At 60.6% G+C, this 25,049-nt stretch carries 25 protein-coding genes; 17 read left to right on the plus strand and 8 right to left on the minus strand.

Annotated elements, in window-relative coordinates; translation table 11 throughout:
• Positions 1–756 precede the first annotated feature (756 nt).
• Entirely contained in the window at positions 757–972 is a 216-nt protein-coding gene (locus NKJ18_RS11445; protein WP_352758248.1) for a hypothetical protein, read from the plus strand.
• Positions 973–1,022: 50 nt separating this feature from the next.
• Here the strand turns inward: NKJ18_RS11445 and NKJ18_RS11450 are convergent, their stop codons facing one another.
• Complete coding sequence (locus NKJ18_RS11450) at positions 1,023–1,328, minus strand: hypothetical protein (protein WP_352758249.1); 306 nt, start codon at positions 1,326–1,328, stop codon at positions 1,023–1,025.
• Positions 1,329–1,421: 93 nt separating this feature from the next.
• Entirely contained in the window at positions 1,422–1,661 is a 240-nt protein-coding gene (locus NKJ18_RS11455) for an exopolysaccharide production repressor protein (RefSeq protein ID WP_352758250.1), read from the minus strand.
• Positions 1,662–3,596: 1,935 nt separating this feature from the next.
• On the opposite strand from NKJ18_RS11455, the gene NKJ18_RS11460 reads away from it, so the two are divergent.
• On the plus strand, positions 3,597–3,977 hold the full coding sequence (locus NKJ18_RS11460) for a hypothetical protein (protein ID WP_352670601.1): 381 nt from the start codon (positions 3,597–3,599) through the stop codon (positions 3,975–3,977).
• 267 nt (positions 3,978–4,244) lie between these two features.
• On the opposite strand, the gene NKJ18_RS11465 is transcribed toward NKJ18_RS11460, so the two are convergent.
• The 3 genes from NKJ18_RS11465 to NKJ18_RS11475 all read right to left on the minus strand — a co-directional run bounded on the left by NKJ18_RS11465 (position 4,245) and on the right by NKJ18_RS11475 (position 6,600).
• A complete protein-coding gene (locus NKJ18_RS11465; protein ID WP_352758251.1) occupies positions 4,245–4,988 on the minus strand; it encodes a hypothetical protein in 744 nt (247 codons plus the stop codon).
• Positions 4,989–5,478: 490 nt separating this feature from the next.
• Entirely contained in the window at positions 5,479–6,303 is an 825-nt protein-coding gene (locus NKJ18_RS11470) for a hypothetical protein (RefSeq protein WP_352758252.1), read from the minus strand.
• A 99-nt stretch (positions 6,304–6,402) separates the two neighbouring features.
• Entirely contained in the window at positions 6,403–6,600 is a 198-nt protein-coding gene (locus NKJ18_RS11475) for a hypothetical protein (RefSeq protein ID WP_023707506.1), read from the minus strand.
• A gap of 86 nt (positions 6,601–6,686) precedes the next feature.
• Between NKJ18_RS11475 and NKJ18_RS11480 the strand changes: the two genes are divergently transcribed.
• The 7 genes from NKJ18_RS11480 to NKJ18_RS11515 all read left to right on the plus strand — a co-directional run bounded on the left by NKJ18_RS11480 (position 6,687) and on the right by NKJ18_RS11515 (position 12,266).
• Entirely contained in the window at positions 6,687–7,028 is a 342-nt protein-coding gene (locus NKJ18_RS11480; RefSeq protein ID WP_352758253.1) for a hypothetical protein, read from the plus strand.
• Positions 7,029–7,087: 59 nt separating this feature from the next.
• Positions 7,088–7,291: a hypothetical protein gene (locus tag NKJ18_RS11485; RefSeq protein WP_023706890.1), complete on the plus strand. Its 204-nt coding sequence runs from the start codon at positions 7,088–7,090 to the stop codon at positions 7,289–7,291.
• 1,565 nt (positions 7,292–8,856) lie between these two features.
• On the plus strand, positions 8,857–9,333 hold the full coding sequence (locus NKJ18_RS11495) for an Hsp20 family protein (RefSeq protein ID WP_352758300.1): 477 nt from the start codon (positions 8,857–8,859) through the stop codon (positions 9,331–9,333).
• A 74-nt stretch (positions 9,334–9,407) separates the two neighbouring features.
• A complete protein-coding gene (locus NKJ18_RS11500) occupies positions 9,408–9,917 on the plus strand; it encodes an Hsp20/alpha crystallin family protein (RefSeq protein ID WP_023696160.1) in 510 nt (169 codons plus the stop codon).
• Positions 9,918–10,098: 181 nt separating this feature from the next.
• A complete protein-coding gene (locus tag NKJ18_RS11505; protein ID WP_352758254.1) occupies positions 10,099–10,755 on the plus strand; it encodes an NADH dehydrogenase ubiquinone Fe-S protein 4 in 657 nt (218 codons plus the stop codon).
• Positions 10,756–10,960: 205 nt separating this feature from the next.
• On the plus strand, positions 10,961–11,458 hold the full coding sequence (locus NKJ18_RS11510) for a 2,4'-dihydroxyacetophenone dioxygenase family protein (protein WP_352758301.1): 498 nt from the start codon (positions 10,961–10,963) through the stop codon (positions 11,456–11,458).
• A gap of 70 nt (positions 11,459–11,528) precedes the next feature.
• The gene (locus NKJ18_RS11515; RefSeq protein WP_245262639.1) at positions 11,529–12,266 is read left to right on the plus strand and encodes an SDR family oxidoreductase; all 738 of its coding nucleotides are present in this window, start codon (positions 11,529–11,531) and stop codon (positions 12,264–12,266) included.
• Positions 12,267–12,723: 457 nt separating this feature from the next.
• On the opposite strand, the gene NKJ18_RS11520 is transcribed toward NKJ18_RS11515, so the two are convergent.
• Both NKJ18_RS11520 and NKJ18_RS11525 read right to left on the minus strand, forming a co-directional pair.
• Positions 12,724–13,296, minus strand: a complete 573-nt coding sequence (locus NKJ18_RS11520; protein ID WP_196814988.1) for a hypothetical protein — start codon at positions 13,294–13,296, stop codon at positions 12,724–12,726.
• Between the two features lie 289 nt (positions 13,297–13,585).
• Positions 13,586–14,680, minus strand: coding sequence for a mandelate racemase/muconate lactonizing enzyme family protein (locus tag NKJ18_RS11525; RefSeq protein WP_023745094.1), 1,095 nt, complete (start codon positions 14,678–14,680; stop codon positions 13,586–13,588).
• A 187-nt stretch (positions 14,681–14,867) separates the two neighbouring features.
• Between NKJ18_RS11525 and NKJ18_RS11530 the strand changes: the two genes are divergently transcribed.
• The 6 genes from NKJ18_RS11530 to NKJ18_RS11555 all read left to right on the plus strand — a co-directional run bounded on the left by NKJ18_RS11530 (position 14,868) and on the right by NKJ18_RS11555 (position 21,892).
• Positions 14,868–15,617 (plus strand): FCD domain-containing protein, encoded by a 750-nt coding sequence (locus tag NKJ18_RS11530; protein ID WP_023682469.1) that lies wholly within the window; start codon positions 14,868–14,870, stop codon positions 15,615–15,617.
• On the plus strand, positions 15,614–17,233 hold the full coding sequence (locus NKJ18_RS11535; protein ID WP_023672663.1) for a GMC family oxidoreductase: 1,620 nt from the start codon (positions 15,614–15,616) through the stop codon (positions 17,231–17,233). The genes NKJ18_RS11530 and NKJ18_RS11535 overlap by 4 nt, the downstream gene beginning before the upstream one ends.
• A 103-nt stretch (positions 17,234–17,336) precedes the next feature.
• Positions 17,337–18,317, plus strand: coding sequence for an ABC transporter substrate-binding protein (locus NKJ18_RS11540; RefSeq protein ID WP_023672664.1), 981 nt, complete (start codon positions 17,337–17,339; stop codon positions 18,315–18,317).
• A 60-nt stretch (positions 18,318–18,377) separates the two neighbouring features.
• The gene (locus tag NKJ18_RS11545; protein WP_023707501.1) at positions 18,378–19,922 is read left to right on the plus strand and encodes a sugar ABC transporter ATP-binding protein; all 1,545 of its coding nucleotides are present in this window, start codon (positions 18,378–18,380) and stop codon (positions 19,920–19,922) included.
• Positions 19,919–20,923 (plus strand): ABC transporter permease, encoded by a 1,005-nt coding sequence (locus NKJ18_RS11550; protein ID WP_023693472.1) that lies wholly within the window; start codon positions 19,919–19,921, stop codon positions 20,921–20,923. Before NKJ18_RS11545 ends, NKJ18_RS11550 begins: the two co-directional genes overlap by 4 nt.
• 3 nt (positions 20,924–20,926) lie before the next feature.
• Positions 20,927–21,892, plus strand: coding sequence for an ABC transporter permease (locus tag NKJ18_RS11555; protein ID WP_023682464.1), 966 nt, complete (start codon positions 20,927–20,929; stop codon positions 21,890–21,892).
• 182 nt (positions 21,893–22,074) lie between these two features.
• Here NKJ18_RS11555 and NKJ18_RS11560 read toward each other — a convergent pair whose 3' ends face one another.
• Positions 22,075–23,475 carry a Do family serine endopeptidase gene (locus tag NKJ18_RS11560; RefSeq protein WP_023815752.1) on the minus strand — a complete coding sequence of 467 codons (1,401 nt, stop codon included), beginning with the start codon at positions 23,473–23,475 and terminating at the stop codon, positions 22,075–22,077.
• A 445-nt stretch (positions 23,476–23,920) separates the two neighbouring features.
• Here NKJ18_RS11560 and NKJ18_RS11565 point away from each other — a divergent pair, with 445 nt between their 5' ends.
• Both NKJ18_RS11565 and NKJ18_RS11570 read left to right on the plus strand, forming a co-directional pair.
• A complete protein-coding gene (locus tag NKJ18_RS11565) occupies positions 23,921–24,532 on the plus strand; it encodes an ATP-dependent Clp protease proteolytic subunit (protein ID WP_023672669.1) in 612 nt (203 codons plus the stop codon).
• A 69-nt stretch (positions 24,533–24,601) separates the two neighbouring features.
• Positions 24,602–25,030: a GFA family protein gene (locus tag NKJ18_RS11570; RefSeq protein WP_050588073.1), complete on the plus strand. Its 429-nt coding sequence runs from the start codon at positions 24,602–24,604 to the stop codon at positions 25,028–25,030.
• Positions 25,031–25,049: the final 19 nt, after the last annotated feature.

Here is a 25,049-nt window from a genome sequence, read left to right on the forward strand (position 1 = left end):
TTCCAGATCGAAAAAAGGAAGAGAAGAAGAATCTGTGCGCTCTCTGCACACAGTCTCCCAAATTATCTGCTTTTGCAGGAGTCGCCTGGTGATGATCTGCCTCGGGAGCCGGCGATCGGCGCGGAGGCGACCATTCCTGGCAAAAAAATTTCCGGCTTCGCATGACCTTCCGCCGCAACACGGACAAGACGCTGCCCGCAAGGGGCTGAGCAATAAAAAGCCCGCCACCGCGAGGCAGCGGGTTCTCTTTCGGAAATGATGAGCTGCCTTTTACGGCCGGCCTTCATGGGGCGGGGTTGCGGATGCCTCTGGCCGGACATTCGACGTCATTGAAGCGAGGCACTCTTCCAGACGTTCCAGCCGCGCCTTCTGGCATCGCAGTGTGTGCGCGACGTCATGCAGCCTGGATTTACCCTGAGAGTTGGCGGCAGCGATCAAGTCTATTTGTAGCCGACTGATCTCGCTCCGCAGATCGCGAGCGTCAGCTTCCATCAGACCCCTGATCCATCCAGCCCCGCGCATTCCAGCACACCATCCACCGAGCCCTGCGTCGCACGATAGCAGCGAGTTTGCTAACAACCATGCCATGAACCTTCTCGAATTTTATGCATTGCTAATATATAAAAGGCCCGCCACCGTCAGGCGTCCGGGCAGTTTTTGCCCCGTCGGATCGGACTGTGAGGTTTGTCACGGACGCATCGACGTATTGGCGTAGGCTACGTGCAGTTTCCTGCAGGGGTAAAGGGAGTGGTCCCGATGCTTGTGAACCTTCCTATGCTTGTGAATCTTCGTCTTGTCGCAGTTGGTCCCCTTGCCGATTGGGTCCGTCATCGAGCCGAGCAGAAGGCGCTGTTGAAGGCGACGGACGAGTTGAGCAAGTCACCAGACGACATGCTCAGCGACATCGGGATTTCCGGTGACGACATCACGACGTTTGCGTTCCGCAGCCCGGCGTCGAGACGTTGGGGCTGAGCAACAAAAAAGCCCGCCACCGTGAGGCAGCGAGCCAAATTATTCAAGAATTAAACTGGATCGTTCCAGGTTCTGTAGCGCGGGAAGCGCGGCCGGTAGCCGAACACCCGGCCGAGGATGCGAATGCAAGAAGATGGCCCTCGTCCGCACACGATGGAATCGAGAAGGAACGTCTCGTGCAGACTTCCCTTGGCGGCAAAGCGGCCCCCATGGCCTCGCCCGTGATTGTTGCGCCAGCTCATGGTTTGCGGATGACCGCCTCCAAACATGGCGACCACAACGCACCCGTCCTCCAGTTCCGCGTCTGGATCAATGATAAGGCTTTCAGCCCGAAGCTCGGGGTAGGTGTCTGTCACCGCAAACACGTTGTAGGCCCACTTGCTGGCGGCACTGCGAGGCAAAACTGCTGCCCCAGGGTCACGTGACCGTGCCGAGACGATCGCGGGCTATCAGATGCCGTCGACGTTCTGTTGAGCCGCGACCGAAATTCGACTAGTCGAGTCAGCCGCTTCCGATGATCGCCAGTATATCAAGCAAACGACCAGCCCGGCGTACCCGACTTGCAGAACGATCAGCGCAAGGACCGCACAGCCGAGCGCGGTCCAAATTGAACCGGCTTCGATGTAGGTCCAGATCGCCACAATGATCGCAGTGGCAGACATGCCGACCAGGAACTGTGGAAAATACATTCCTCACGCATTTCATTAATTTAGCGATTGCACAATTAGCCGATTCTAAAATATCGCTGCAGCATGATGTCGCATCGGCTAGCACTACCCATCCACAGAAATGGTCGCTGCAGTCTTTGGGTGTGGGGCCGCACCGGCCACCGCGCGCGAAGATAGAGCCCCCGCGCTGCCTAGATATAGTCATATCAGCAATCACGCCATTAACCATGTAGGCGCTCCCAAGCCAAAACTCAGGGAATCCCTCTTGAAGGCTCAAACGAGAGGACAAGCTAATACCGTTGAGAGTCGCGGGCATGGACGACGGTATGGGCGAGCATCTTGGGGTTTTCGACCTTGACGCTTTGCGCAAGGCTTTCCTCGAGTTCGTAGAAGAGCATAAAACCACGGATCATCCTGAGTGGGGCGAACTCGCCATAGCTGTTCCTCGAAAATCAACGAGAGCGGCACCAAGAACCGGACCCTGCCCAGCCGGAGGGGTGAACGCACCAGCGCTGTGTGACCGGACCGGCGCAGAAGCCATGACCAGAACAAACCGGGGATTCACGGATTCGCGGTGTCGATCTACATTTGCTCTGAGATGGCATTGGCGTGGCGCTGGCCGGTTAGGTAAGCGAGCCCCTTGTCAGGCAGTCCGGCATGTAGGACATGACCGGCACGTCGGGGAAGCCTCAGGCTAAGTCCACCCTTTCGGCGACACGACGATTCACTTCGATAATCAATTAGAAGACGCTTTCAAGCTCGCCGTTGATCTGGTCGGCAGGAATGCCGGCCTTCCGATCGCATAAGCGTGACAATTCCCTCCTATGACTTCCCACATTCGGTTGTCGATTCGACTTCGAAGGCCGTAATCGGCCAGCATATGGAATTAGTCGGCCCGGTCACGCGCATCGACGGCGACAAGGTAACCGTCAGCCTCTGGCCACTGGTGACTGTCGACGCCGAGCACGTGCGCGTTGTTGAGAGCCATGTGGGGTCGCCACGGCGAAAAATGCCGATTGTTGACAAAGCCTAACGGCGCTGCTTGAGGAGATCAAAGGCCTCGTCGCAGGGGCAGCCGCCGGAAAGAATGGGATTCGGGCCGCTTTGGATAATTATGCGGTTCCCGAGCCAGCACCGCGACAAGTACCGAGCAGTCGAGCTCCTCGTTGAACGAAAAGTGCGGGTCGGCCTCTGGCAAGATCTGAGCCAAGCGTAGCGATTTCAACCTGGCTGTCTTGGCGGCACGTTCTGTGCATTCAACCTCATTGATCGCTTTCGCGGACCGCACTGCACCTCTGCGTTCTCCCAGCCAACACATTTCCTGGTCGCCTCATTCTCACCTCCCCCCAACGCAAATTTCTACATTCGGATGAACCATGTCGCCCTTCATTCTGATGAAGCCCAAGCTCAAGCAGCGGACCAGATGGCCGCGATTGTGGGCTCGCACCGCCCGGCGAGGTGACGCGAGCCCGGCCGAGTCTTGCGGGACCTCGACCAGCAGCGAACACCCACTCGCTGCCGTTCTATCAACAAAGCCCCCAAATTTCAGGTTCCGCTTATATACAAAAAAGCCGGCCTCCTTTCGGCAGCCGGCTAGTTCCAACAGAACAAGGGAACGTGCACTGATGGGGCAGTGCAACGCCCGAAGTGTTCGAGGCCACAATGTTCCAAGGGTGAGAATAACGAGGCAGCCTAGCTAGCGGTTGGTGCCAGCCGCATGGCTTGCCCCCTCCGCCCTCTTGACTGCCCGAGCGGGTTAGGTACCTTCACTGCGTGCCTTGAGAGAAGCGGCCCGGGCACCTTTGGAAATCAAGCCGCGTGATAACCGACGATGGGGGAGCCCTTACGTCGTAGACAACGAGCAGCACGGCTGCCCAAGCACAACTCCAAACAACAACAATCCGGCTTCCGCGCCCATGGCGGCGTTGCGGCCACTAAAAAACATGGAGCAAAGTGATGACCAAAATTGTCGAATATCAGGATAGTGACGTGACGGTGGTATCGCGGAATGCGTTGCGAGGCGCACTGGAACTGGTGACCGATGACGACCACACAACCTTCCTCGAACTGGACAGGGACAGCGCCGAGTGGCTGGTGTCGGCGCTCCTCGACTTCCTCATGGAAGGCAAACACCCAGAAACACCAAAGATGACTGTTGAACCGGCCGCTGACGCCGCCAGAGACCGCGACCAAGTTCTAACCGCCATTTTTGAAGGCATAGCAGCAGCCTATCAAGCCACGCTCTATGAAAACAATGATCCTTTGGACAATTGCGCGACCTTTGCAGAGACGGCACTAGCGTGGCTGGAGTCGAGTGGCTTAAGAGTGGTGCGTTAAGCCACCTTTGCTGCCTGCACGGTTTCGGGCGAACCGTGCAGGTTGCCCAATGGGGCGAAAGTGGAACAAACAGGGGATTCACATTCCCGGAGTTCCGATCTAGAATCATTCCATGGAAACGGTGTTCGATGATATCGCCAACGCCCTCAGAGAGCCCCGCTCAGACGTGTGGCGCCCAGTCCGCGCCTTCGCCCTCGATCTTGCCGCCAAGCTGTTCCTTGGCCTCGCTGTCGGCCTAGGCGTTTGCTTTGGAATGGCGCTGGCTGGTTAGCTATCTCGCTGCGGCCGACTGAAGTGCGACAGCAGCAAAATCTGCCGTTGAGTTTCCCGAAAACGTAGCAGTCTCTGATTCAAGGTCGAACTTGTTGATGCATGGATGCCAAGGAAATCCTTTCCACAAAGGGCACTAAAATCTTCGGTGACATTGCTCATGGACCCGGAGGTGGTGCCGGAAGCGATGAGCGAGATAAAAGCGATGCCATCGGCTGGAATGGTGATGGTAATCCTGTCGCCGCTTTCTGCAGCTATCGCGGCAGGTATCTCAGAAGCTCCAACCACTCTGTAAATCTGCGCCGTGACAGACGGGTTGCCGCCATCAAAAGTGAACCCGATGTCGGTCGACGTTGTGTTTTCCAATATGTCGCCGCTGCCGGCTGATATGAACCAGATCTCGGAATTGGCGCTTGAGGGCACATCATGACTGCGCACCAGGCGCCTTGCCCGAAGGTCGCCGACAGTTACGGTATCCAGCGTCCGCAACTCCCCGAAAAACTTCCATGAGACTTCGAGCCAGATATCCCTATCGGTAGCAACAGCACCAAGGTTTTTCGAGGGCGCCTTAACCGTGGGGCCAGGGACGAGCCCCCCAGTATTAAAGGCCGAGACAGCCGAGACCATGATCGGTGACGAGCGCCGTAAATTCTGAAAGCCAATGATCGCCGCCGTGATCGCCAACGCCGCCAGGACAAGGGCAATCGCTATCCAAACAACTGACCGGCGTCGATTTCGCATCGTTGCCCCAACCCTAGGGGAAATATCAACGTATTAGCAACTGCTTGTATTTCTCGTGAACCAGGATCATTCTTGCCGCACGGAGGCCACCAGTAACGATGGAAAAGGGGAACGTCATGGAATCCGTTTGCTACGCCCAAAGCTCGATCTGTTTGCTGTCGCTCTTAGTCAACACCACGATGGCGCTTATTGTTTTGACGCCATTCGCAGCGACGCGCCTGCTGGTGTTGAGGATGCGCGCGGACTCGGGCCGAAACCTTCAACTCGCCTAAGCGCCGTGGGCAAACCACGTTACCGAGGCGCAGTTCATGCGAATATTTCTGTTGATCCTTGCCGCTGTCGCCGTGTTCTACATCTGGGACAACGTGGCGAACAAAGGGCTGTACACTGCCCAGATTGAACGCAGCGTGGGTCTAGTCGCAGGCTTCAAACTCATAAACTAGCGCATCGCGATTGGTTGCACATCATGGCCAGAAGGTTGCCGCAACCATCAGACTGCACCGATGTGGGCCATGAAATCGGCAATGACGGTGTCCCTCTCGGGTGCGCTCGGTACCGTCGAGAACGTTGCAAGCTCAAAAATCTTGCGGTCGAGATAGCCGCCAACCGATTTGCCGAGGCACATCTTGCGCGTCGTCAAATCGTTGATGGTATTACCCGACGCCACGGACGCCTCGATGCCGCCATTGACGGAGAATAGAGGCTCCCGCCTTCGTGGCGCCATGTCGTCACCACAGGCACGCCGGTCGAGATGGCAGTACTGGGAACCTGCCAAGGGTACGACACGAAATTCGATCCTTGGCCAATGGGCCTCCGGATAGAAGTGCCATTTGCAAATAACCAGCGTCGTCACCCACAGGATGTCATTGTTAGCGGCGTTGCCTGCGCCAGTGTTGTTAGCGTTGATGGCATCGATGTAGCCCGAACAGATCACAAAGCCGGACGACAGCCCCACGAAATTGGAGATGCTCGCGCCTATCAGTTGGCTGGTGATGCCGTTGAAATCGGCGCATGTCCGGCTGATTGGACCTGCAGTTGTAAAGGCCGGCTGCGCACTGGTGACCCCAATCTTCTCGAAGTGCCGGCCGCCGCCGGTCTGGTCCTTGAGGAATCGGTGCCGGGCGTCGGAATCTTCGCCGTGGAAGGGTTGTCGATGTTGGCTTCGATCTTCAGTGCTTCGAGCCTGCCGCTCAGACCCCGCCGAGCGCCGGACTCTTTGCGGTAGGCATTTTCCGCCGCGACGAAATCCGAGGTCGGTCTCGGGAGCTTCAGTGCTGATCTGAAGTAAGCCGCGCTGGCCATTTTCGAAGAGCAAGATGTCTTGGCAGCGATGTTCATTGCCATTATGTCCATCGCAAACGCGATGCGTCCCGTCGCGTATGTCACGTTTGCCGAAAATATTCCCGCATAGCCGCTACCTCGGCTTTCCATCTGCCGCCGACGCGCCGGCCGAAACCTTTCCGATCTTCTGGCCGAGAGCCTCGGCGGCAACCGCCGTCTCGACCCAATCTCCAGAACTCCGATCCTCGAACTCCGTTTCGATCTCAGCGACGAGCGCCGCTATTTGCGCGAGTTGGCGTCTGATCGCTGCGAGTTTGCGCACGGTGCTCATGGGCACGTCTCGACCGATGCCGGAACCAAAGTCGTTGAGCAAAGTTTCCTTACCGAAGGGCGTTTTAGGTTTTTGGAGAACTCGAAATGAAGACCATCATCCTTGGCGCATTGGCGCTTTGCTTGGCTGCGCCTGCGGTCGCGTCCGCAGAAGAAGGCATCGTCGTCCAGACCCAGCGACATCACTACCGCCATTATTGGGACGACAACAATAACGACCGTGTGGTCATCTATCGGAACGGACACCGTCTCCATCGCCGCCATCATGGCGAGCAGGCGTTTTACGACAATGGCGAGCGCGCCTGGCGCCGGCATCATCACCGGTCCAGCGACTTTGTGGTCACCGGATCGATCAACCGTCCGATGCATCACCGCCGTCACGTCGTCATTCAGCAGGACGACAACAGCGATTATGACACCGACTATTGATCGCAGTCTAACCGCCCGGCCTTCGACGAGAGCCGGGCACCGGAGGGAGGGGTTTCGCCATGACGATGCTGTTTCAATCCTTGGACTTGGACGGTCACAAGCGTAGCGAGCTTTACCATGCGGCGCGGTTGTCGATGCTCCAATGTCGTGTGTTGACGCGCTTCGATCGGGTCGAAGAGGCTGCCGATAAGGTGCAAGCAGCGGCTGAGTTGTTCGCTGAGGCGGCTCGACCTGTCGGAAGCACTCAAACGCTCGGTATGTGAGCGCCAAGTCGGCGGCGGAACCGGCAGGCGGCAACGCGCGTTGCCTTTGCATGGTCGACTATCTCAAATCGGTACTGAAGGAACTGTGTCCTGCCTGGCTCATGCGGAAGGCGGGCGTCGTAGACGTTCGCCCTGTTGAGCAGCAGCCAGCCATAAGCGATCTAATAGGTGCGGCGCCGCCGACGCGATATCGTGGGCCGGTGCGGTCCGAGCCTCCCGACCACAGGCTTAACGAGTCCATAAGCAAGCGCAATTCGGGCTGACCCGCGACGCAGAAAGTTCGAAAAGCTTCCAGGAACCCCAGCAAACTGGACGCCGCAGACAACAATCAGGTTCACGGACATCCTGGTGAGCATTCGCATTGGAGCGGATAGTATCGTCGGCAAAAGAGGGTCCGAAAAGGCCTTTCGGCAGCTCCCTCGTAGGAACGAAAAAAGAAGAGAAGCGGAACTTGCGTGTGCAGTATTTGCACACGAACCCTCATAAACATTTGATTTGATTTTTCAGCATCTGTTTAACATCAGAACCTTAGAACCTGCCGCACACGCTGCGTCAGCGAGACCTTCCTGCAACGCGAGGATGCGCGGCGCCGGGGCACCGACACCAAGTCGATCGCAGTGAGACGCCGACAAAGCCCTGTTAGCGCGCCTGAAGCCTTCGGCGAACTCATCGACCTCCATATCGACGACATGTGCGATGTAGGCAAGTCCCCTCGCCGCTCCAAGGCCGCAGCCCTCGCTATGCTCCGAACATCTGGGGAAGTGCAGCATCGCCACCCTCGATCGCGAACGGCTCGTTCGCTTCGGTCGTGATCGAGCCGCCCAGGGTGCCGGACGATGAGTCTCGGTATCGACATCACCTAGGGAAAGTCGTTGAGCGTCGTTCCTGGATGATCTGCCTGGTCGTGATCGCGACAGCCGCTGGCGAGAGCCGCCAAACTCGCATGAGATTGTCTGAAGCGGAGGACCATCCATGGAAGGACCCATTTCGACCTATTTTGCATCGATTGAACCCGTGGCCCCCGACGTTTTCTGGACCGCTTGCTGCATCCGGCGCGGCATTTCAAACATCCCCACGACGTTTTGGCCGACGTTGCCCTGGCTGTTCAGGAGTAGCGCGCCATTCTTTCGTCATGGGCGTCGGATGCCTGCGCCGTAGAATCCGTGCCAGCGCTTCGCATGCTGCCGGGAGCGGGTGAACCGGTCAGCTTCGACACGATCATGGATGCGTTGCAACAGTTGGATCAATCGGATGAGCGTGCCGGTCCTGACTGCAGTGACAGCGCGGCAGTGGCCGCGTTCGTACCATTCGTCGATCGGATTTAAGGGCGACGTAGTTGTTCTTGCACCATGGACCCGTCGGCGAGTGACCCCGCCGGCGGGAGGGGTGTGGCATCGGTGCGTTCGCCCAGATTGCCGATGAAAATTTTCCTATTCTTCCTCTTGAAGGTGCAGGTCGCGATTCTAAATGATGGTCGCCGGCCGCCCAATGGGGCCGGCAACACCAGGAGGCGGCAAGGCTCTTGGCGCCTTCTGTTGTCCATGTTGCTCAAGGAGGATGTGGCTATGAAGACAAACCTCGATTTTACCCCTCTATACCGGTCCAGCATCGGCTTCGACCGCATGGTCGACATGCTTGAAAGTGCGAGCCGTGTGGCCTCGTTCGACAACTGGCCGCCCTGCGATATCGCCAAGGTTGATGATGATCAGTATCGCATCACGATGGCGGTCGCCGGTTTCTCGCAGGACCAGCTGACCGTCACCCACCAGCCCAACATGCTGGTTGTGAGCGGGTCGCAATCCGGCGATGAGAACGGCCGGTATCTGTACCGCGGCATCAACGGGCGCGCTTTCGAGCGTCGGTTCGAACTGGCCGATCATGTCAAAGTCGAGGGCGCCAGCCTTGAGAACGGGCTGCTGAGCATCCATCTCAAGCGCGAGGTTCCCCAGGAGATGAAACCGCGCAAGATCGAAATCTCCAGCGGGGCTCCCATGCCGAAGATCGAGGCGCCCAAGGTCGAGACCGACAAGCTGGCCGCCTGAGCAATCCACCATGAAGGCTTTCGCTTGAGCCGGGCGTCCCGCCCGACTCAGAGACCTACAAAAGGAGAAAGACAATGAGCGTACGTGACTTGATCCCATGGGGCCGGGGCAACGGAAACTCGGCGCCCAGTCTCTTCCCCGACGGAGATCGAGACCCCTTCGTCTCCCTCCACCGGGAGGTAAACCGGCTGTTCGATGACGCCTTCCGCAGCTTTGGCGCCAGACTGCCGGCCTTCGGTCCCTCTTTCGCCGCCAGTTGGCCGAGTGTCGAAATCTCCGACACGGACAAGGAAGTCCGCGTCACGGCGGAAATACCTGGCCTGGACGAGAGCGACATAGAAGTCCTGCTGGAAAATGGGGCGCTCAAGCTTAAAGGCGAGAAGCGTTCCGAGACCGAGGACAAGGACCGGCAGTTCTCCGAGCGCTTCTACGGTCGCTTCGAGCGCCTCATTCCGCTCGGCTACGAGGTTGAAGAAGACAAGGTCAACGCCGCCTTCAAGAACGGGGTGCTGACCGTGACGTTGCCCAAGACCGAGCGGGCGCAGGCGAAGGCCAAGCGGATCGCAATCAACGGGAAGAACTGACGGATGCAGTATGGGTGGCGGCCCTTACGGCCGCTGCCCGTGCGACCCTTCATAACGGGAGGGACAGGCAATGGAGACAGTTCAAAGCAGCGACAACAGAAACCTAACCAAGACGTCCGTCCGGCCGGACAATGACAATCGGCCTCGTCTAGACGGGCCGGCTTTGTCAATGGGACGGTCAGTGTTTCCGGACGGCGCAACGGCGCGGATCTACCAGCCATGCCGCCCGGCCATGACCTCGGCAAAGCCCCGCAAGGCCTGGCGATTGGTCTTCGAACGCCGCACAGCCCCGTTCATCGAGCCGCTGATGGGCTATACCGGTGGCCGGGACACCCTGACCCAGGTTGAACTGAACTTTCCGACGCTGGAAGCGGCGATCCGTTATGCCGAGCGTCAAGGCCTCAACTATGTCGTGCAGGCTGCACCTCCTGCTTCCCAGGCCAAGGTCACGCGCCAGCATGCATCGGAGGAGAAACAGGCCTTTTCCGACCTGGTTTGGCAGCGGCTGCAGTTGGCTTGGCTCCAGGCAAGCCACGGCTATGGCGCCGGTGCACAGGCAGCGCACATACAGACGGCGCTGTCGGAGCCCGAGACATTCTACGCCTCTCCGATGGAGGTTGTGGATAACCCAGTGCTAGCACCCGACGAGAAACGCGCCGTGCTCAAGAACTGGGCCTGGAACGAGTATCTGATCGACATGGCCACCGCCGAAGGCATGCCGGAAAATGCACGCCCATCGCGATTGGACGAGGTCCAACTCGCTTTGCTGGCCTTGGAAGCCCGAAACCGGGGCTTCCAGACCAGTACCAGCCCGGTGCACTCCCGGATAGCCGCATGATGAGGCAAGAATGAACCCACTGATCGTCTTCGACGCCCAACGGACCGTTCTGAATCCCTTCCCGCTTGCGGTCGCGGCAGCGGGCGGGTGCGCGCCTACAACATTCCCAATGGGTGGGCGCCCGATTGCGCCTCGGCAGAACTCGGCCCAGTTGTTAGGATCGCGCCGATATGGACGTTCCAATGAATTGGCGACAGAGGTTCCTATGTATCAATCCTTCAACGGCTCCGCCCATCCCCTGGCACCGAAAGAGATCGCGATCGCTGCCGTCCCCGAAGACGAGCGTGTCTGGGTCCCACAGGCGGAGGGCGTGTGGTTCCGACCACTTATGCTCAACACAATGCAAGGGCAGTGGTGCAATCTGCTCCGCGTACGCCGGGCCGGGATATTAAGCCGTCATCTGCATCCGGCCCCCGTGCATGGCTATGTGATCAAGGGGCGTTGGCACTATCTTGAACACGACTGGACGGCAGAGACCGGATCTTACGTTTTCGAGCCGCCCGGTGAAATCCACACGCTCACGGTTCCAAGCGACGTGCCCGAGATGATCACCTTCTTCAACATCTCCGGCTGCATGGTTTACCTGGACAAGGATAACAAGCAGATTGGTTTCGAGGACGTTTTCACCAAGATCGACATGTGCAGAAATCACTATGCGAGCGTGGGTCTCGGTGACGATTTCGTCGATCAATTCGTACGGTAGACATCCGCCCGTTTGCCTTCCGCTGCGGTGAGTTCGCGGTCCGCCACAGAGGCGAAACGAGGAGATATTGGTGACCGACTCCATATGGGCCATGCCCTTCTTCGCGGGCAAGACCGTCGTCATTACCGGAGGCACGACAGGTATCGGAAACGGCATCGCCATGGCGTTCGCCGAGGCCGGGGCAATTGTCCACGCGACGGGGGCCACGGCCGCCGAGGTAGCGGCCGCTCGTGCATACGGCACCGCCGTCTCGTATTCAGTACTCGACGTCCGGGACATGACTGCGGTCGAAGGATATTCCAGTCAGTTCACATCCGTTGCAGCGCTCGTAAATTGCGCAGGGGTAAACCTGCGCGCCGCCGAATTCACTGTCCAGGGTTTCGAAACGGTGGTCGATATCAATCTCACCGGCTCCATGCGGAGTGCGAGCGCGTTCCGAGGGGCACTCTCGAACGGGGGCGCCATCGTCAACATCGCCTCGATGTTCGCGTTTTTCGGCGCGGCTCATGCGCCGGCTTACGCCGCATCCAAGGGCGCCATCGTGCAACTTACCAAGTCGCTCGCCATCGCCTATGCCGGGGATGGCATCCGCGTAAACGCATTGGCGCCTGGCTGGATCGAGACCGCCATGACCGCCGCGCCACGGGCCGATCCAGCTCGCAACGCGGAATTGATGAAACGCACTCCGATGGGTCGCTGGGGTACGCCGGGCGACCTGACCGGCCCCGCCTTGTTCTTGTGTTCGCCGCTCGCGGGATTCATCACTGGGGCAATTTTGCCGGTTGACGGTGGCTATCTCATTGCGTGAGGCGTTGGCTATGCTGCGCGACCGATCTCCAAGCCTGTGTCGTCGAGATCAAGATCGAACGCGACCAATCGACCATGCCTGACCGCAATTGCCGCCACCAACTCCGCAAGCTCGCCATCCGTATGCTCGCAAAAAGCTGCCTGTTTCCTGACAATCGTGACCGCATCCCGGGTCGATACGACAGAGAACGGCCTCCGGGATCTCACGAATGATTCCGCAACCTCCGCGACGGATGAAGCTCGGTCAAAATTATCTTGCATACTTGCACCTCTGTACGACGCTAGCCCAAGCTCGGCCCGCGCAAATTGTTCCCATTGGCCTAATGCAGCCTGGTTGGCGTCCGGCTTGGGCTCCTTTGTGAGCGAAGGCCGGGAGCAACGCGACATGGCCGTCGCCGTCTGCCTTAGACAGTCGGCTGGACGCATTCGTCTCCGAATGCGGACACGGGGCCGGACGCCTAAAAACGAGGAGGATCAGATGTGTCCAAGCCGCTCGCCAAAGTTTCCGATCCTGGGACCACCGCAGTTCGGCGCAACAAGTCGCCGGGAGATCTGCTTGCTCGCGTTGATTGCGGTCGACTGACTCCTGGCTCATTCGCCGCCTCGCCGGCTGGCTCCGGTCGGCCGGCCTCGTCCGTCTTCGTCATCGCTGGCCGGCGGACGATCCAATCCACCAAACCGGCTTCGGTCTCCTCGCAGGCCACGAATTCGCGCACCAGACTTCGCGCCAGCTCGCGCCATTGACACTCGGGCACGTTCATCTCCGCGATCAGATCTCGGCATGCAGCGCGTATGATGTCGGCATCGAAGGCTGACACGGCGACAGGACCACGGTCTGCATTCTTTGCTCGAGCAGTGTCGTCGCCCTGACGTTCGCGAAAGCGCCTCAGCACCTCGCGCGATGCGGCGATCGCTTGTCGGGTTTGACTCATAGCCTCGTAAAATCCAACTTCGCGGACCAGTGAGCGGTGCCGCGATAGAATGAAGTCCTCCATAACCGCATGCGCAGTGTCCGTACGCGTTGCAACCATCGCCGCCTCCCTGCAGGCGCACCCAATGCTTGCAGCTTCTGCCGGTGTTCGGGCGGCCGCCTGCATTCGTGTCGCTGCTATGATCGCGTGAGTTAAAGCCGGTGAAGCGTCGCTGCAATTACAAATGTAAGTGTGGCATCCGATAAGCGGTATGCCCGCTGGCTGCGGCGGCGGCGAATTCGTTCTTCAGACGGTCGAAGTCTTCCTGTCGAAGGGCTCTCCGCGTTGCCGGAACGAGGAATCAGGATCCGGACAAAATGCATGCGGCCGTGCCGCCGTTCAGGGGGCGCTATTGGCGAAAATCCGCCAATTTGCGCCAGTCGAAGACAACGCCCACTCCAGGCTCGTCGGGTGCTATCGCCAAACCATCCTGAAGCCTAAGCGGCTCGGTGGTGTAAAGGTCAATATCGAAACTATGCGCCTCCACCCAGCCGGCATTTGTCTGACCTGCAACGAGACTGACATGAAGTTCCTGCATCCCGTGACTGCAGACCGGAATGCCAGCCTTGCGTGAGAGCGCCGCCACGCGCAGCCAGCCTGTGACCCCGCCGCAGTTGGAGGCGTCGGGTTGGATGTAGCTGAGATTCGACCAAGCGAAGGCATGCTCGAACTCCTCGATGACATGCAGGTTTTCTCCCATTGCCAGGGGCATTCCGGTCGCCTTGGCAATGCTGGCGTAACCCTCATAGTCGTCGGGTATGATGGGCTCCTCGAACCACAGCAGATCGTAGGCGGCGAATGCTCTCGCTGCCTCGATCGCTCGCGGGACGTCGAGCGCGTAGTTAGCGTCAACCATAAAGGTGACATGAGGTCCTATGCGCTCGCGAACTGCCTTCACCCGGGCCACATCCTCGGCCAGGTCGTCCTTGCCGACCTTGATCTTCACCCCGGTGAAGCCGCCATTGAGATAGGAATCGATGCTGGCCAAAAGCTGATCGAGGGTAAAGTTTAGGTCGATGCCGCCGCGATAGGCCTTGGCGCTCTTCCCGGCCCCGCCCGCCATCTGCCAAAGCGGCAGGCCGCTACGCCGGCCCTTGAGGTCCCACAACGCGATGTCGATCGCCGAAATCGCGAAAGAAGCGATGCCGCCGCGCCCGACATAGTGGATGTGCCAGAGCATGCCGTCGTAAATCGTGTCGATCTGCGTCGTGTCGCGAGCCTTGAGGAACGGCGCGAGGTCGTGATCGATCATTGCCTTGATCGCATAGCCGCCCCTGCCGCCGGTGTAGGTGTAGCCTGTGCCCTCGGTGCCGTCGGCAAGCCTCAGCGTGACGGTGACCAGCTCGAAATGCGTGTGCGCGCCGTGCTTGGCATCGGTCATCACCTCACGCAGTGGGACCCGGAACAGCCGGGTCTCGACTTCCTTGATTTCGGTGCGGCTCATGCTGCGCTCCATTCAGGTTTTTTCATCGGACCATAATTGCACCGGCAGCGCTGACTAGCAACAATGTGGTTGATCTTTCAGCGATTCTGAAGCCAGTCTGTCATTTTTGGTCCTACAAAAGCATCAAACCGCTTGTGCTTTGGTCCGATTTACCTTCTAATAACAGGACCATCTGGGAGGAAAAGGCTTGCTGGATACGGAAGAGCGTCCTGAGATGCCCGCGGCTATTCTCGCCGCCCGCGCGGCCGACGCGATGGTGGCCGGCATAGAGGCCGACATCACGTCCGGAAGGCTTGGCGACGGCAGCTACCTGCCGGCCGAGCGCGAACTGATGATCGAGTATGGTGTCGGCCGGGGCGTTGTGCGTGAGGCGATTGCGCGCCTGGCCAGCCGCGGCCTGGTGGAAGCGCGTCCGCGGTTCCGGCCCGTGGCGCGCCGGCCTGGCCTGGATGCCGCGCTCGGCGCCCTCGACGGCATTGTAGGACATCTGCTGAGCGACCAGGCGGGCGTGAAGAACCTCTACGACATGCGCGTCTTCCTCGAGGCGTCGCTGGCGCGCAACGCCGCCATCCATGCCCGCAAGGATGACGTCACAGCCCTGAGGGCGGCGCTGGCGATGAACGAGGCGGCCATCCCGGATTCCGAGAAATTCTATGCGACGGACGTGGCGTTCCACGCAGCGCTCTATGACATCGCGCGCAACCCGGTGCTGCCTGTCGTGCACAAGGCATTTACCGCATGGCTGTCGCCGCATTGGATGCGCATGCCACGGTCGCCCGAGCGCAACCGCGTGAATTTCCTCAGCCATCGTGAAATCTGCACGGCCATCATTGAGCGAGATCCTGACGGCGCCGAGCGGGCGCTGCTCAACCACCTCTCGGCGGCCTGGGAGTATGTCCGCGGTACATTCGAAAGCCGTGAGGCGCCGGAAGCATGACGCAGTCCTACGACCATATCGTGGTGGGCGGCGGAGCAGCCGGCTGCGTCGCGGCGGCAAGGCTTGTCAAAGCGGGACGGCGAACCCTGCTGCTGGAGGCCGGCCATTCCCATCATCATCCCTTGCTCGACATGCCGCCCGGCATCTTCAAGATGATCAACGGCTCGAAATTCATGCGCTATCACCGCACCGAGCCGCAGGCCCATCTCGACGGCCGCGTCCATGAAATCTCGCAAGGCAACGTGCTGGGCGGCGGCACCTCGGTCAACGCCCAGGTCTACATGCGAGGCCGCTCGGCCGATTATGAGGAGTGGGACGAACTGCTGCGCGGCAACAATGCCGGCGTGCGCTGGAACTGGCAGGCGGTGCTGCCGCATTTCACCGGCATGGAGGGAAACAACCGCCTCGGCGGCGAACTGCATGGCAGCGAAGGTCCGCTGCTGGTCTCGGATCCAGGCCACATCGATGATGTTTCCCGTTGGTTCGTCCAGGCCGTCCAAGGCCTTGGATTGCCGTACAACCATGACTTCAACGGACCGTCGCAGCGCGGGGTCGGCTTCTACCAGTTCATGAACCGGCGGGGAAAGCGCAGCAGCGCCGCCTATGCCTTCATCGAGCCGCTGACGAATGATCCCAAGCTGACGCTGAAACTCAATTGCACAGTCAGCCGGCTGCTGATCGAAAACGGTCGGGTCACCGGCGTCGTCTATTCGGATGCGTCGGGCGCCGAGCATACCGTCCATGCGGATGCCGACGTGATCGTCTCGTCCGGTGCCCTCGTCTCGCCGAAACTGCTCATGCTGTCCGGCATCGGCCCCGCCGAGGCGCTTGCCGGGCACGGCATTTCCTGCGTCGCCGACCTGCCCGGGGTCGGCGAAAACCTGATCGACCATCCGGAGGTGCCGATCATCGCCACCGCAAACGGCCCATACGGCTATTTCAGGCAGGGCCAAGGCTGGAGGATGATCAGGAACGGCCTGCATTTCAAGCTCTTCGGCACCGGCACGATCCTGTCAGCGGGGGTGGAGGCCGGAGCCTTCGTCAATCCGGCCGATCCCGAGGGCGAACCGACGATCCAGGCCTTCTGCGTACCGCACGTCTATCTGGACCGCGATATCCTGACCTTGGTCGAGAACACCTATGGGCTTACCGTGACGACAGTGGTGGTGAAGCCAAAGTCGCGCGGTTTCGTGAGGCTGCGTTCGGCGGATCCGAAGGACATGCCGATCGTTTCGCCGAACCTCCTTAAACATCCCGACGACATGAGGGAAATGATCTCCGGCCAGCGTTATTTCCTGCAGGTTTTTCAGACCAAGCCGCTCGCCGATCGGGTCAAGGCCATTGCCGTGCCAAGCCAGGATGATCTCAGCGACGAAGCCATGACAAAGCATTGCAAGCGCTTTGTGAAGACCAACTACCATCCGGCCGGGACATGCCGGATGGGCTCGGACAGCGACCGGATGGCGGTGCTGGACGCGGCGCTTCGCGTGCGCGGAATAGACAATCTGCGGGTTGCCGACATGTCGGCCTGCCCCAACATCAATGCCGGCAATACGGCGGCGCCCGCCATGATGCTGGGCGACCGCTGCGCCGACTTTATTTTGGAGGCGGCATAGCGCCGGATCCAGCTTGCCGACGGCGTCATCGCCGAAGCCGTCTGGGCCGATATCGTGAGGAAATTACACAGTCGCTGAAAGCGACAATAAAGGAGGAAAGAGCATGATCATTACCCGTCGAAAACTACTGGTTGGCTCCGCCGCCGGCGCGGTCGCGCTGACACTCGGCTCACGCGCCTTCGCGGCGCTCCCGCCACTCGCCAAGAAGGACAAGTACAAGGTCGGTTTCGCCCAGACGGAAAGCAACAATCCGTGGCGCCTTGCCGAGACCAAGAGCATGCAGGACGAAGCCGCCAAGCTCGGCCATCAGCTGGTCTACACGGATGCCGCCGGTTCGTCGGCCAAGCAGGCCTCCGACGTGAACTCGATGATCGCGCAGGGCGTCGACGCAATCTTCCTGCCGCCCCGCGAAGACAAGCCCCTGGTGCCGGTCATTCTTGCCGCGCGCGATGCCGGCATACCGGTGTTTCTGGTCGACCGCGACGTTGATCACACCATGGCCAAGCCGGGCGAGGATTATGTCTGCTTCATCGGTTCGGATTTCATCGAGGAGGCGACCCGCGTCGGCGAATGGCTGGTCAAGAACGCCAATGGCAAGTCGAAAATCATCGAGCTGGAAGGCACGACCGGAGCCTCGGCCGCTACCGACCGCAAGAAAGGCTTCGACGATTTCATCGCCAAGCACTCGCAGTTCACCATCCTGGCATCGCAGTCCGGCGACTTCGCCCGTGACAAGGGCCGGCAGGTCGCCGAGACGCTGCTTCAGGCGCACCCTGATGCGGATATCATCTACGCGCACAATGATGAGATGGCGCTGGGCGCCATCGCCGCTTTGGAAGCAGCCGGCAAGACCCCGGGCAAGGATGTGCTGATCTTGTCGATCGACGGCGAGAAGGAAGGCGTCCAGGCGATCATTGACGGCAAGATCGGCGCTATCTGCGCTTGCAGCCCGCTGTTCGGGCCGAAGGCCTTCGCTACGATGGCCGACTATGCGGCCGGCAAGAAGATCCCGCCGTTCATCAAGAACGAGGATGCCTTCTTCGACGCCACGAACGCGAAGAAAGACTTCGATATTGCGTTCTGATATCCACTCTCTTTCCAGCTGCCCTACCCGCTCCGGCGGGTAGGGTTTGGGAGTTTGACGATGACCGCTCAGCCGGACCAAGCCGCGCTGCTCCTGGACATGCGTGACATCCAGAAGCGTTTTGCCGGCATCCCTGCCCTGGCCGATGCCTCGCTCCAGGTTCTTCCGGGCGAGATCCACGCACTCATCGGCCAGAACGGTGCGGGCAAATCGACACTTATCAAGGTGCTCACCGGCTATTACCGCCGGGATGCGGGCCAGGTGCTGTTCGAACGGAAGCCGTTCGAGGTTGGGTCTCCGCATCAGGCCCAGGTCAGCGGCATCAGCACCATCTACCAGGAGATCAATCTCGTACCGCTGCGCTCGGTCACCGAGAACATCTGCCTTGGACGCGAGAAGCGCCGCCGCGGCCTGCTCGACTGGAGCGCGATGCATGCGGAAGCCGAGCGCCTGCTCAGCCGCTTCTCGATCGGCATCGACGTGCGCCGCCCGCTCAGCGATTTCAACACCGCCACGCAGCAGATGGTGGCGATCGCCCGCGCCATCGGCTTTTCCGCCCGCCTCGTGATCATGGATGAGCCGACCTCCTCGCTGGACGAGCGTGAAGTCTCGGTCTTGTTCAGCGTTATCCGTCAGCTCAAGGCCGACGGCGTCTCCGTTCTGTTCGTCAGCCACAAGCTCGACGAGTTGTACGAGGTCTGCGACCGGGTCACGATCATGCGTGACGGCCGCACGGTGCGAAGCGCGGCGATGAGCGACATCGGCAAGCTGGAGCTGGTCGCGGCCATGCTCGGCCGCGACGTCGCAGCCGTCGAAGGCCACGCGACCGCGTTCGGCGAGCGCGATCGGTCGAGGATCGGTGATGTGCTGTTTACCGCGCAAGGGCTGGCGGCCGGCCAGTTGGTGCGTGACGTGAGCTTCGACCTGCGCCGCGGCGAGATCGCCGGCTTTGCCGGCTTGCTCGGCGCCGGCCGCACCGAAACAGCCCGCCTCGTATTCGGCGCCGACCGCCGGAGCGCAGGCGAGATGACGATGGAGGGCGCGTCCTACCATCCCGCACGTGCCGCCGATGCCATCGCCGCAGGGATGGGCTTCTGCACTGAGGACCGCAAGGCCGAGGGCATCGTGCCGGAAATGACCGTCGCGGAGAACATAACACTGGCACTGCTGCCGAAAATCAGCCGCAATGGCATCCTGAACGAGGCCCGGCAGAAGGAGATCGTCGAGCGCTTCATTCGTGAACTCGACATCAAATGCTCGGGGCCTAACCAGAAGGTCCGCGAGTTGTCGGGCGGCAACCAGCAAAAGGTGCTGCTTGCCCGCTGGCTGGCAATGAACCCGAAGCTGCTCATTCTCGATGAGCCGACGCGCGGCATCGATGTCGGGGCCAAGGCCGAGATCCAGCGCCTCATCCGCAAGCTTGCCGATGACGGGCTCGGCGTGCTGATGATCTCCTCAGAACTCGAGGAAGTGATGGAAGGAGCCGACCGCATATTCGTGCTGCGCGAAGGAGTGAGGGTGGCCGAACTGGAAGGCCAGGCAGCCGACGAGGAGGACGTGCTCGCGGCGATGGCGCATGGCGGCGCGGCGAAGGAGGCAGCGTGAGCGATCTGGCCACACCATCCGCAGCCAACGACGCTGGAAACCGCCGCTTTGATGTGTTCGGTTTCCTGGCGCGCTACGGCACGGTGATCGCGCTTGTGCTGCTGGTGGTCTTCAACCTTGCCTATACGCGCAATTTCGCGACGCTGCAGACACTCAACGTCAACCTAACCCAGGTCTGCACGATTGTGATCGTCGCGGTGGGGATGACCCTGGTGATCGCCACCGGCGGCATCGACCTGTCGGTTGGTTCGCTGATGGCGATCTCCGGCGCATTGGCGCCGATGATCTTCATGGGCACGATCTTCCCGGTCGGAAACATCTATCTGGCGGTAGCCGTCGCGATGATTGCCTCGATCCTCGTCGCCGGCCTGTTCGGGCTGTTCAATGGCTGGTTGGTCTCGCGTTTCCGCATCCAACCTATTGTTGCAACGCTCGTGCTGTTCATCGCCGGGCGCGGGATCGCGCAGGTCATGACCAACGGCAATCTGCAGACCTTCCGCGTGCCGCAATTCCAGTGGATCGGACTTGCCCGCCCGCTCGGCATTCCCGCGCAGGTCATCATCATGGCCGTGCTGGTTGCGGTGGCCGCTTGGGCCCTTCACCGCACGGTGTTCGGGCGAAGCATCCTGGCGGTCGGCGGCAATGAAAAGGCCTCTGAACTCGCCGGCATCGCCGTATCGAGGATCAAGCTCGCTGTCTATGCGATCAGCGGCCTGTGCGCGGGGCTAGCCGGTCTCGTCGTCATTGCGATCAACTCCTCCAGCGACGCCAATCTCGTGGGGCTGGGCATGGAACTCGACGCCATCGCGGCGGTCGCGGTGGGCGGCACGCTGTTGAGTGGCGGAAAGGCCACAATCATCGGCACCCTGCTGGGCGCACTGACCATCCAGTTGGTGCGCTACACGCTGCTCGCCAATGGCGTACCCGACGCCGCTGCGCTCGTCGTCAAGGCCGGCATCATCGCATTCGCCGTCTGGCTGCAGCAGCAACACCGGGTGTAATCCATGAACAGCGCCAGACTGGTTCGCATCATCGGCACTTACGGTGTCGTCATCGCGCTTGCAGCCCTCGTCCTGTTCGGATTCCTGCGCTACGACCGCTTCCTCGGCCTCTTCAACGTGATGAGCGTTCTGCGCTACAACTCGATGTTCGCGCTCGTCGCGCTCGGCATGTGCTTCGTGATCATGACCGGCGGCATAGACCTGTCCGTCGGCTCCGTCGCCGCCTTGGGCAGCGTCGCGTCAGCCCTGGCGAGCCCGCACGGCATCGTGGCAGGCCTTGCAGCGGGCGTTGGCGCCGGCCTGGCAGCCGGGCTGATCAACGCGCTCCTGGTTACGCGCGGCAACCTGATGCCTTTCATCGCCACGCTTGCCACCATGCTGGCCGCAAGCGGCTCGGCGCTGCTTCTGGCCGGCAACCAGACCGTTTCGGTGTCTTACGATTCGGGTTTCACCGCCATCGGCCAAGGGAATTTCTGGATTTTCCCGATTCCGGCAGTCATCGCCCTGGTTGCCTATGCCGTCGGCTCAGTGGTCCTGAACTACACCAGCACGGGACGGACGGTGCTGGCCATCGGCGGCGGCGAGGATGCCTCGCGGCTGATGGGGCTGCGCACGGACGGCGTCAAATTTCTCGTCTATGTCGCAAGCGGGTGCCTGGCCGGGCTCGCCGGCGTCGTCCTCGCTTCTCAGTTCGGCGCAGGCCAGCCGATCGAGGGCGTCGGCTGGGAACTGTTTGCCATCGCAGCGGTCGTCGTGGGCGGGACGCTGCTGACCGGCGGCTCTGGCTCGGTGTTGACCACGCTGGCCGGCGTGCTGTTGCTCGGCATCCTTTTCAACGTCCTGAACTTCGAAAACGGCATGGGCTGGATTTCGCTGTCAGCCTACTGGCAGTCGGTGATCCGCGGGCTGTTTTTGCTCGTCGTCGTCCTTCTCCAGGCACGGCTTACGGCAAGGCGCGAAACTGCCTGAGGATGGCGAGCGCCTTCGAGCACGATGGCGCTGCAGAATCAGTGCGCGTGCGCACCCGGCCGATGAGCGCATCCCGCAGACTTTCTGCGGCGATGCTTCCCCGGTGCACCTGGGGTCCGACACCCTTGGAGCGGGATCCGCAAGCGGATCCTGGTGCAGTCACATGGCCGTCCTGGAGACGGTCATTTCCCGGCGACCGCCACGAACACGGACTGCCCCTGCCTTTCCAGCCGAAACAGGATGGGCTTGCTCTGCCGGCGAGAGTTCGCCCACTCCTCGACGATATCCGAAGGCTCCGTCACGCGGCGATTGTTGGCCGATATGATGACATCGCCGGGCTGCAATCCGCTCCGGGCGGCAAGGCCATCGGGAACCACTTCCACGACGAAGACGCCGGTTGTTCCTGATTTGATGCCTAGCTGCTGACGCGCCTGATCCGGAATCGGGCTGAGGGATAGGCCGAGGCCTTCGGCCGCCGACTTCTTGTCGGGAACAGCGCCGGTCTTCACCTCCGCATCCTTGCGCTCACCGATGACAAGCGCGATCTCCTGGTCCTTGCCGCCGTTACTCCGTGTCAGAGTGGCCTTGCTGCCAGGCTTCTGGCTAGCCGTCGCAAGCGTGAGGTCATGGACACCCTCAATGCCCTTGCCGTTGAACCGGGTGATCACGTCACCCGGCTTCAAGCCGGCTTTCTCCGCCGGGCTGCCGGGCTCGACCGAAGCAACCAGCGCGCCCTTGTCATCCTTCATCTCGAGGGCCTCAGCCAGCGACGGCGTGATGTCCTGCAGGCGGACCCCGATGAAGCCACGCTCGATCCGGCCGGTTCTGATCAACTGGTCGGCGATGCTTTGGGCGGTGCGCGATGGCACCGCAAACCCGATCCCGATGCTGCCGCCGGACGGCGAGACGATGGCGGTGTTGACGCCGATCACCTCGCCACGTGCGTTGAACAGCGGACCGCCCGAGTTGCCTCGGTTGATCGACGCGTCCGTCTGGAGAAAATCGTCGTACGGCCCGGCTTGAATGTCTCGCGAGCGGGCCGAAAGAACGCCGACAGTGACAGTCCCTCCGAGCCCGAAGGGACTGCCGATCGCGATTGTCCATGCGCCCGGCTGCATTGCATCCGAGTCACCCCATTTGGTCGTGGTCATGTTGGGCCGCGGGTCGACCTTCAGCACCGCTATATCGGTGGCGGGGTCACGGCCGACCAATTGCGCCGGCGCCGTTTCCTTGTCGGAAAATACGACATGGATCTCTGTCGCATCGGCAACGACATGGTTGTTGGTGACGATGTAGCCGTCGGCACTGATCACAAATCCGGAGCCAAGCGCCTCCCTCACCTGCGGCTGAACGGGTCCGAGGCCCTGGCCGTCGAACGGACTTGTAAAGTCGCCCGCCGTCGTCTGGTCCTGGACAACCTCCCGGGTCGTGATCGCGACCACGGCCGGCAATTTCTGCTGGATGATCGCTGTGAAGTCGGTCGGGGTATCCTGGGCCAGGACAGGCGCCACGCCACTGGCCGAGAGCATCAGCGCAACCGCGATCAAGCGCGTTGCAAATCGTCTTTGCATATCGTGAGACATTGCTGGACCTCCTGCCGGACAGCCCCGGCCGCTCGGCCGCGCCGCGCGGAGCCGGTGCTCCGGACGCTAGAACTGCCAACAAAGCTGTTTGTTTCAGCCCCCCGGAAAAATGGCACGGCCAGGAAAAATAGCCCGACCGCGGGGGGTCCGGAAGGCAGCAGCCGGGAACCATTGAGGCCGTCGAGTTCAACCGTCCACAGGACTGGTCCCGGACGTAGCAGAAATCAGCAAAGCGACTGCGTCAGCTCCGGCAAATGCCCGATATGCCCATGGAGCCAACCTAGCGGCTGAGGTGCCTCTACCGGGCCTGGTGCGAAAAGGATCTGCAATGAAAGAGGGAGCTCCACAGCCGCTGAGAGACGCGGCTGTGATCACCACCGCTCGAACTCCCTCAAGGGAACAAAAGGGTACCAACTAAGTTCGGCCCCATAATGAGGATGCCTATATGGACCTGTTGCCCCAGTCAGCCGAACACACCGTCTCCCCGCCGCCCGCTCCAGACCTTCACCGGCTTTTGTTCGATCCAAACTTGCGTATACACGGCTTGATTGATGACACTGTCGTCACCAAAGCCTTGGACGATTTGAAAGCCGTGCGTTCCGGGGAAGACGATCTCTACGTTGAAATCGACACGCCCGGAGGCGACGCCGACGGCGCGCGACGTCTAGCTCTAGAGTTCAAACTTTTTCTGAAACACTCGGGCCGCAACGGCTACATCATTGGCAAGAATACGGTTTACTCTGCCGGGGTAACGGTCCTTGCCGCTTTCCCGAAAGCCTGCAGGTTCCTTTGCCCGCAAGCAGTCCTGCTGATTCATGAAAGAAGGCTTGAGAAAGACTTGGTTCTGAATGGACCAATTCGAAGCTGTCTTCAGATCGTTCGCGAACAACTTGCGCTGTTGGAAACGGCAGAGCGACTCGAGAATGAAGGGTTCGCCGATCTCGTCCAAGGTTCTCGAACATCGCTGGAAGAGCTGCGCGACCATGCCCTGAACAGCTGCTACCTGATGGCAGCAAGAGCTTTGGAGCTAGGCCTTGTTGAAGACATTGCCCATTAACTTGATGCCTCGATGGAAACGGCAGAGCGGAGTCCAACACGTTTCCCCTCACTCATGTCGGCGGCGACCATGAACGACGAGGTTGACAAGATAGAGCGGACCGGCGGCTGTCTTTGCGGGTCTGTGAGGTATGTTGTTGCCGGCGCGCCGTTGCGCGTTGGCTTGTGTCATTGCCAGGATTGCAAGCGAACCAGCGGCAGCACCTACAGTGCCTTTGCCGTGTGGCCACGGTCGGCTTACCAGTGCAAGGGCGAGCTTGCGGCGTTCAACGGCAGAGGTTTTTGTCCGGCATGCGGGTCGCGCGTGGTGAATCTCCGCGACGACGAAGCCGAGATCATGATCGGCACTCTCGACGATGCGCCAAACGACCTTCTCCCGACATACGAGCTTTGGACCCCCCGGCGCGAAGCCTGGCTCCACAACCTGCCTTGGGCTGACCAATTCGCGGGCGATCGCACCGAAGAAGGCCAAAATTGGCGCGAAGCCCGACGAGTATGACCATGCTCGAATGGCCCTC

Source organism: Mesorhizobium sp. M0217, from assembly GCF_040321955.1.
Lineage (GTDB): Bacteria > Pseudomonadota > Alphaproteobacteria > Rhizobiales > Rhizobiaceae > Mesorhizobium.

Bases quoted from the DNA above. Each gene is read 5' to 3' on its own strand.
- NKJ18_RS11445 (WP_352758248.1), top strand. From the start codon at position 757: ATGCTTGTGAACCTTCCTATGCTTGTGAATCTTCGTCTTGTCGCAGTT.
- NKJ18_RS11455 (WP_352758250.1), bottom strand. From the start codon at position 1,661: ATGTATTTTCCACAGTTCCTGGTCGGCATGTCTGCCACTGCGATCATT.
- NKJ18_RS11460 (WP_352670601.1), top strand. From the start codon at position 3,597: ATGACCAAAATTGTCGAATATCAGGATAGTGACGTGACGGTGGTATCG.
- NKJ18_RS11465 (WP_352758251.1), bottom strand. From the start codon at position 4,988: ATGCGAAATCGACGCCGGTCAGTTGTTTGGATAGCGATTGCCCTTGTC.
- NKJ18_RS11475 (WP_023707506.1), bottom strand. From the start codon at position 6,600: ATGAGCACCGTGCGCAAACTCGCAGCGATCAGACGCCAACTCGCGCAA.
- NKJ18_RS11480 (WP_352758253.1), top strand. From the start codon at position 6,687: ATGAAGACCATCATCCTTGGCGCATTGGCGCTTTGCTTGGCTGCGCCT.
- NKJ18_RS11485 (WP_023706890.1), top strand. From the start codon at position 7,088: ATGACGATGCTGTTTCAATCCTTGGACTTGGACGGTCACAAGCGTAGC.
- NKJ18_RS11495 (WP_352758300.1), top strand. From the start codon at position 8,857: ATGAAGACAAACCTCGATTTTACCCCTCTATACCGGTCCAGCATCGGC.
- NKJ18_RS11500 (WP_023696160.1), top strand. From the start codon at position 9,408: ATGAGCGTACGTGACTTGATCCCATGGGGCCGGGGCAACGGAAACTCG.
- NKJ18_RS11510 (WP_352758301.1), top strand. From the start codon at position 10,961: ATGTATCAATCCTTCAACGGCTCCGCCCATCCCCTGGCACCGAAAGAG.
- NKJ18_RS11520 (WP_196814988.1), bottom strand. From the start codon at position 13,296: ATGGTTGCAACGCGTACGGACACTGCGCATGCGGTTATGGAGGACTTC.
- NKJ18_RS11525 (WP_023745094.1), bottom strand. From the start codon at position 14,680: ATGAGCCGCACCGAAATCAAGGAAGTCGAGACCCGGCTGTTCCGGGTC.
- NKJ18_RS11535 (WP_023672663.1), top strand. From the start codon at position 15,614: ATGACGCAGTCCTACGACCATATCGTGGTGGGCGGCGGAGCAGCCGGC.
- NKJ18_RS11540 (WP_023672664.1), top strand. From the start codon at position 17,337: ATGATCATTACCCGTCGAAAACTACTGGTTGGCTCCGCCGCCGGCGCG.
- NKJ18_RS11545 (WP_023707501.1), top strand. From the start codon at position 18,378: ATGACCGCTCAGCCGGACCAAGCCGCGCTGCTCCTGGACATGCGTGAC.
- NKJ18_RS11555 (WP_023682464.1), top strand. From the start codon at position 20,927: ATGAACAGCGCCAGACTGGTTCGCATCATCGGCACTTACGGTGTCGTC.
- NKJ18_RS11560 (WP_023815752.1), bottom strand. From the start codon at position 23,475: ATGTCTCACGATATGCAAAGACGATTTGCAACGCGCTTGATCGCGGTT.
- NKJ18_RS11565 (WP_023672669.1), top strand. From the start codon at position 23,921: ATGGACCTGTTGCCCCAGTCAGCCGAACACACCGTCTCCCCGCCGCCC.
- NKJ18_RS11570 (WP_050588073.1), top strand. From the start codon at position 24,602: ATGAACGACGAGGTTGACAAGATAGAGCGGACCGGCGGCTGTCTTTGC.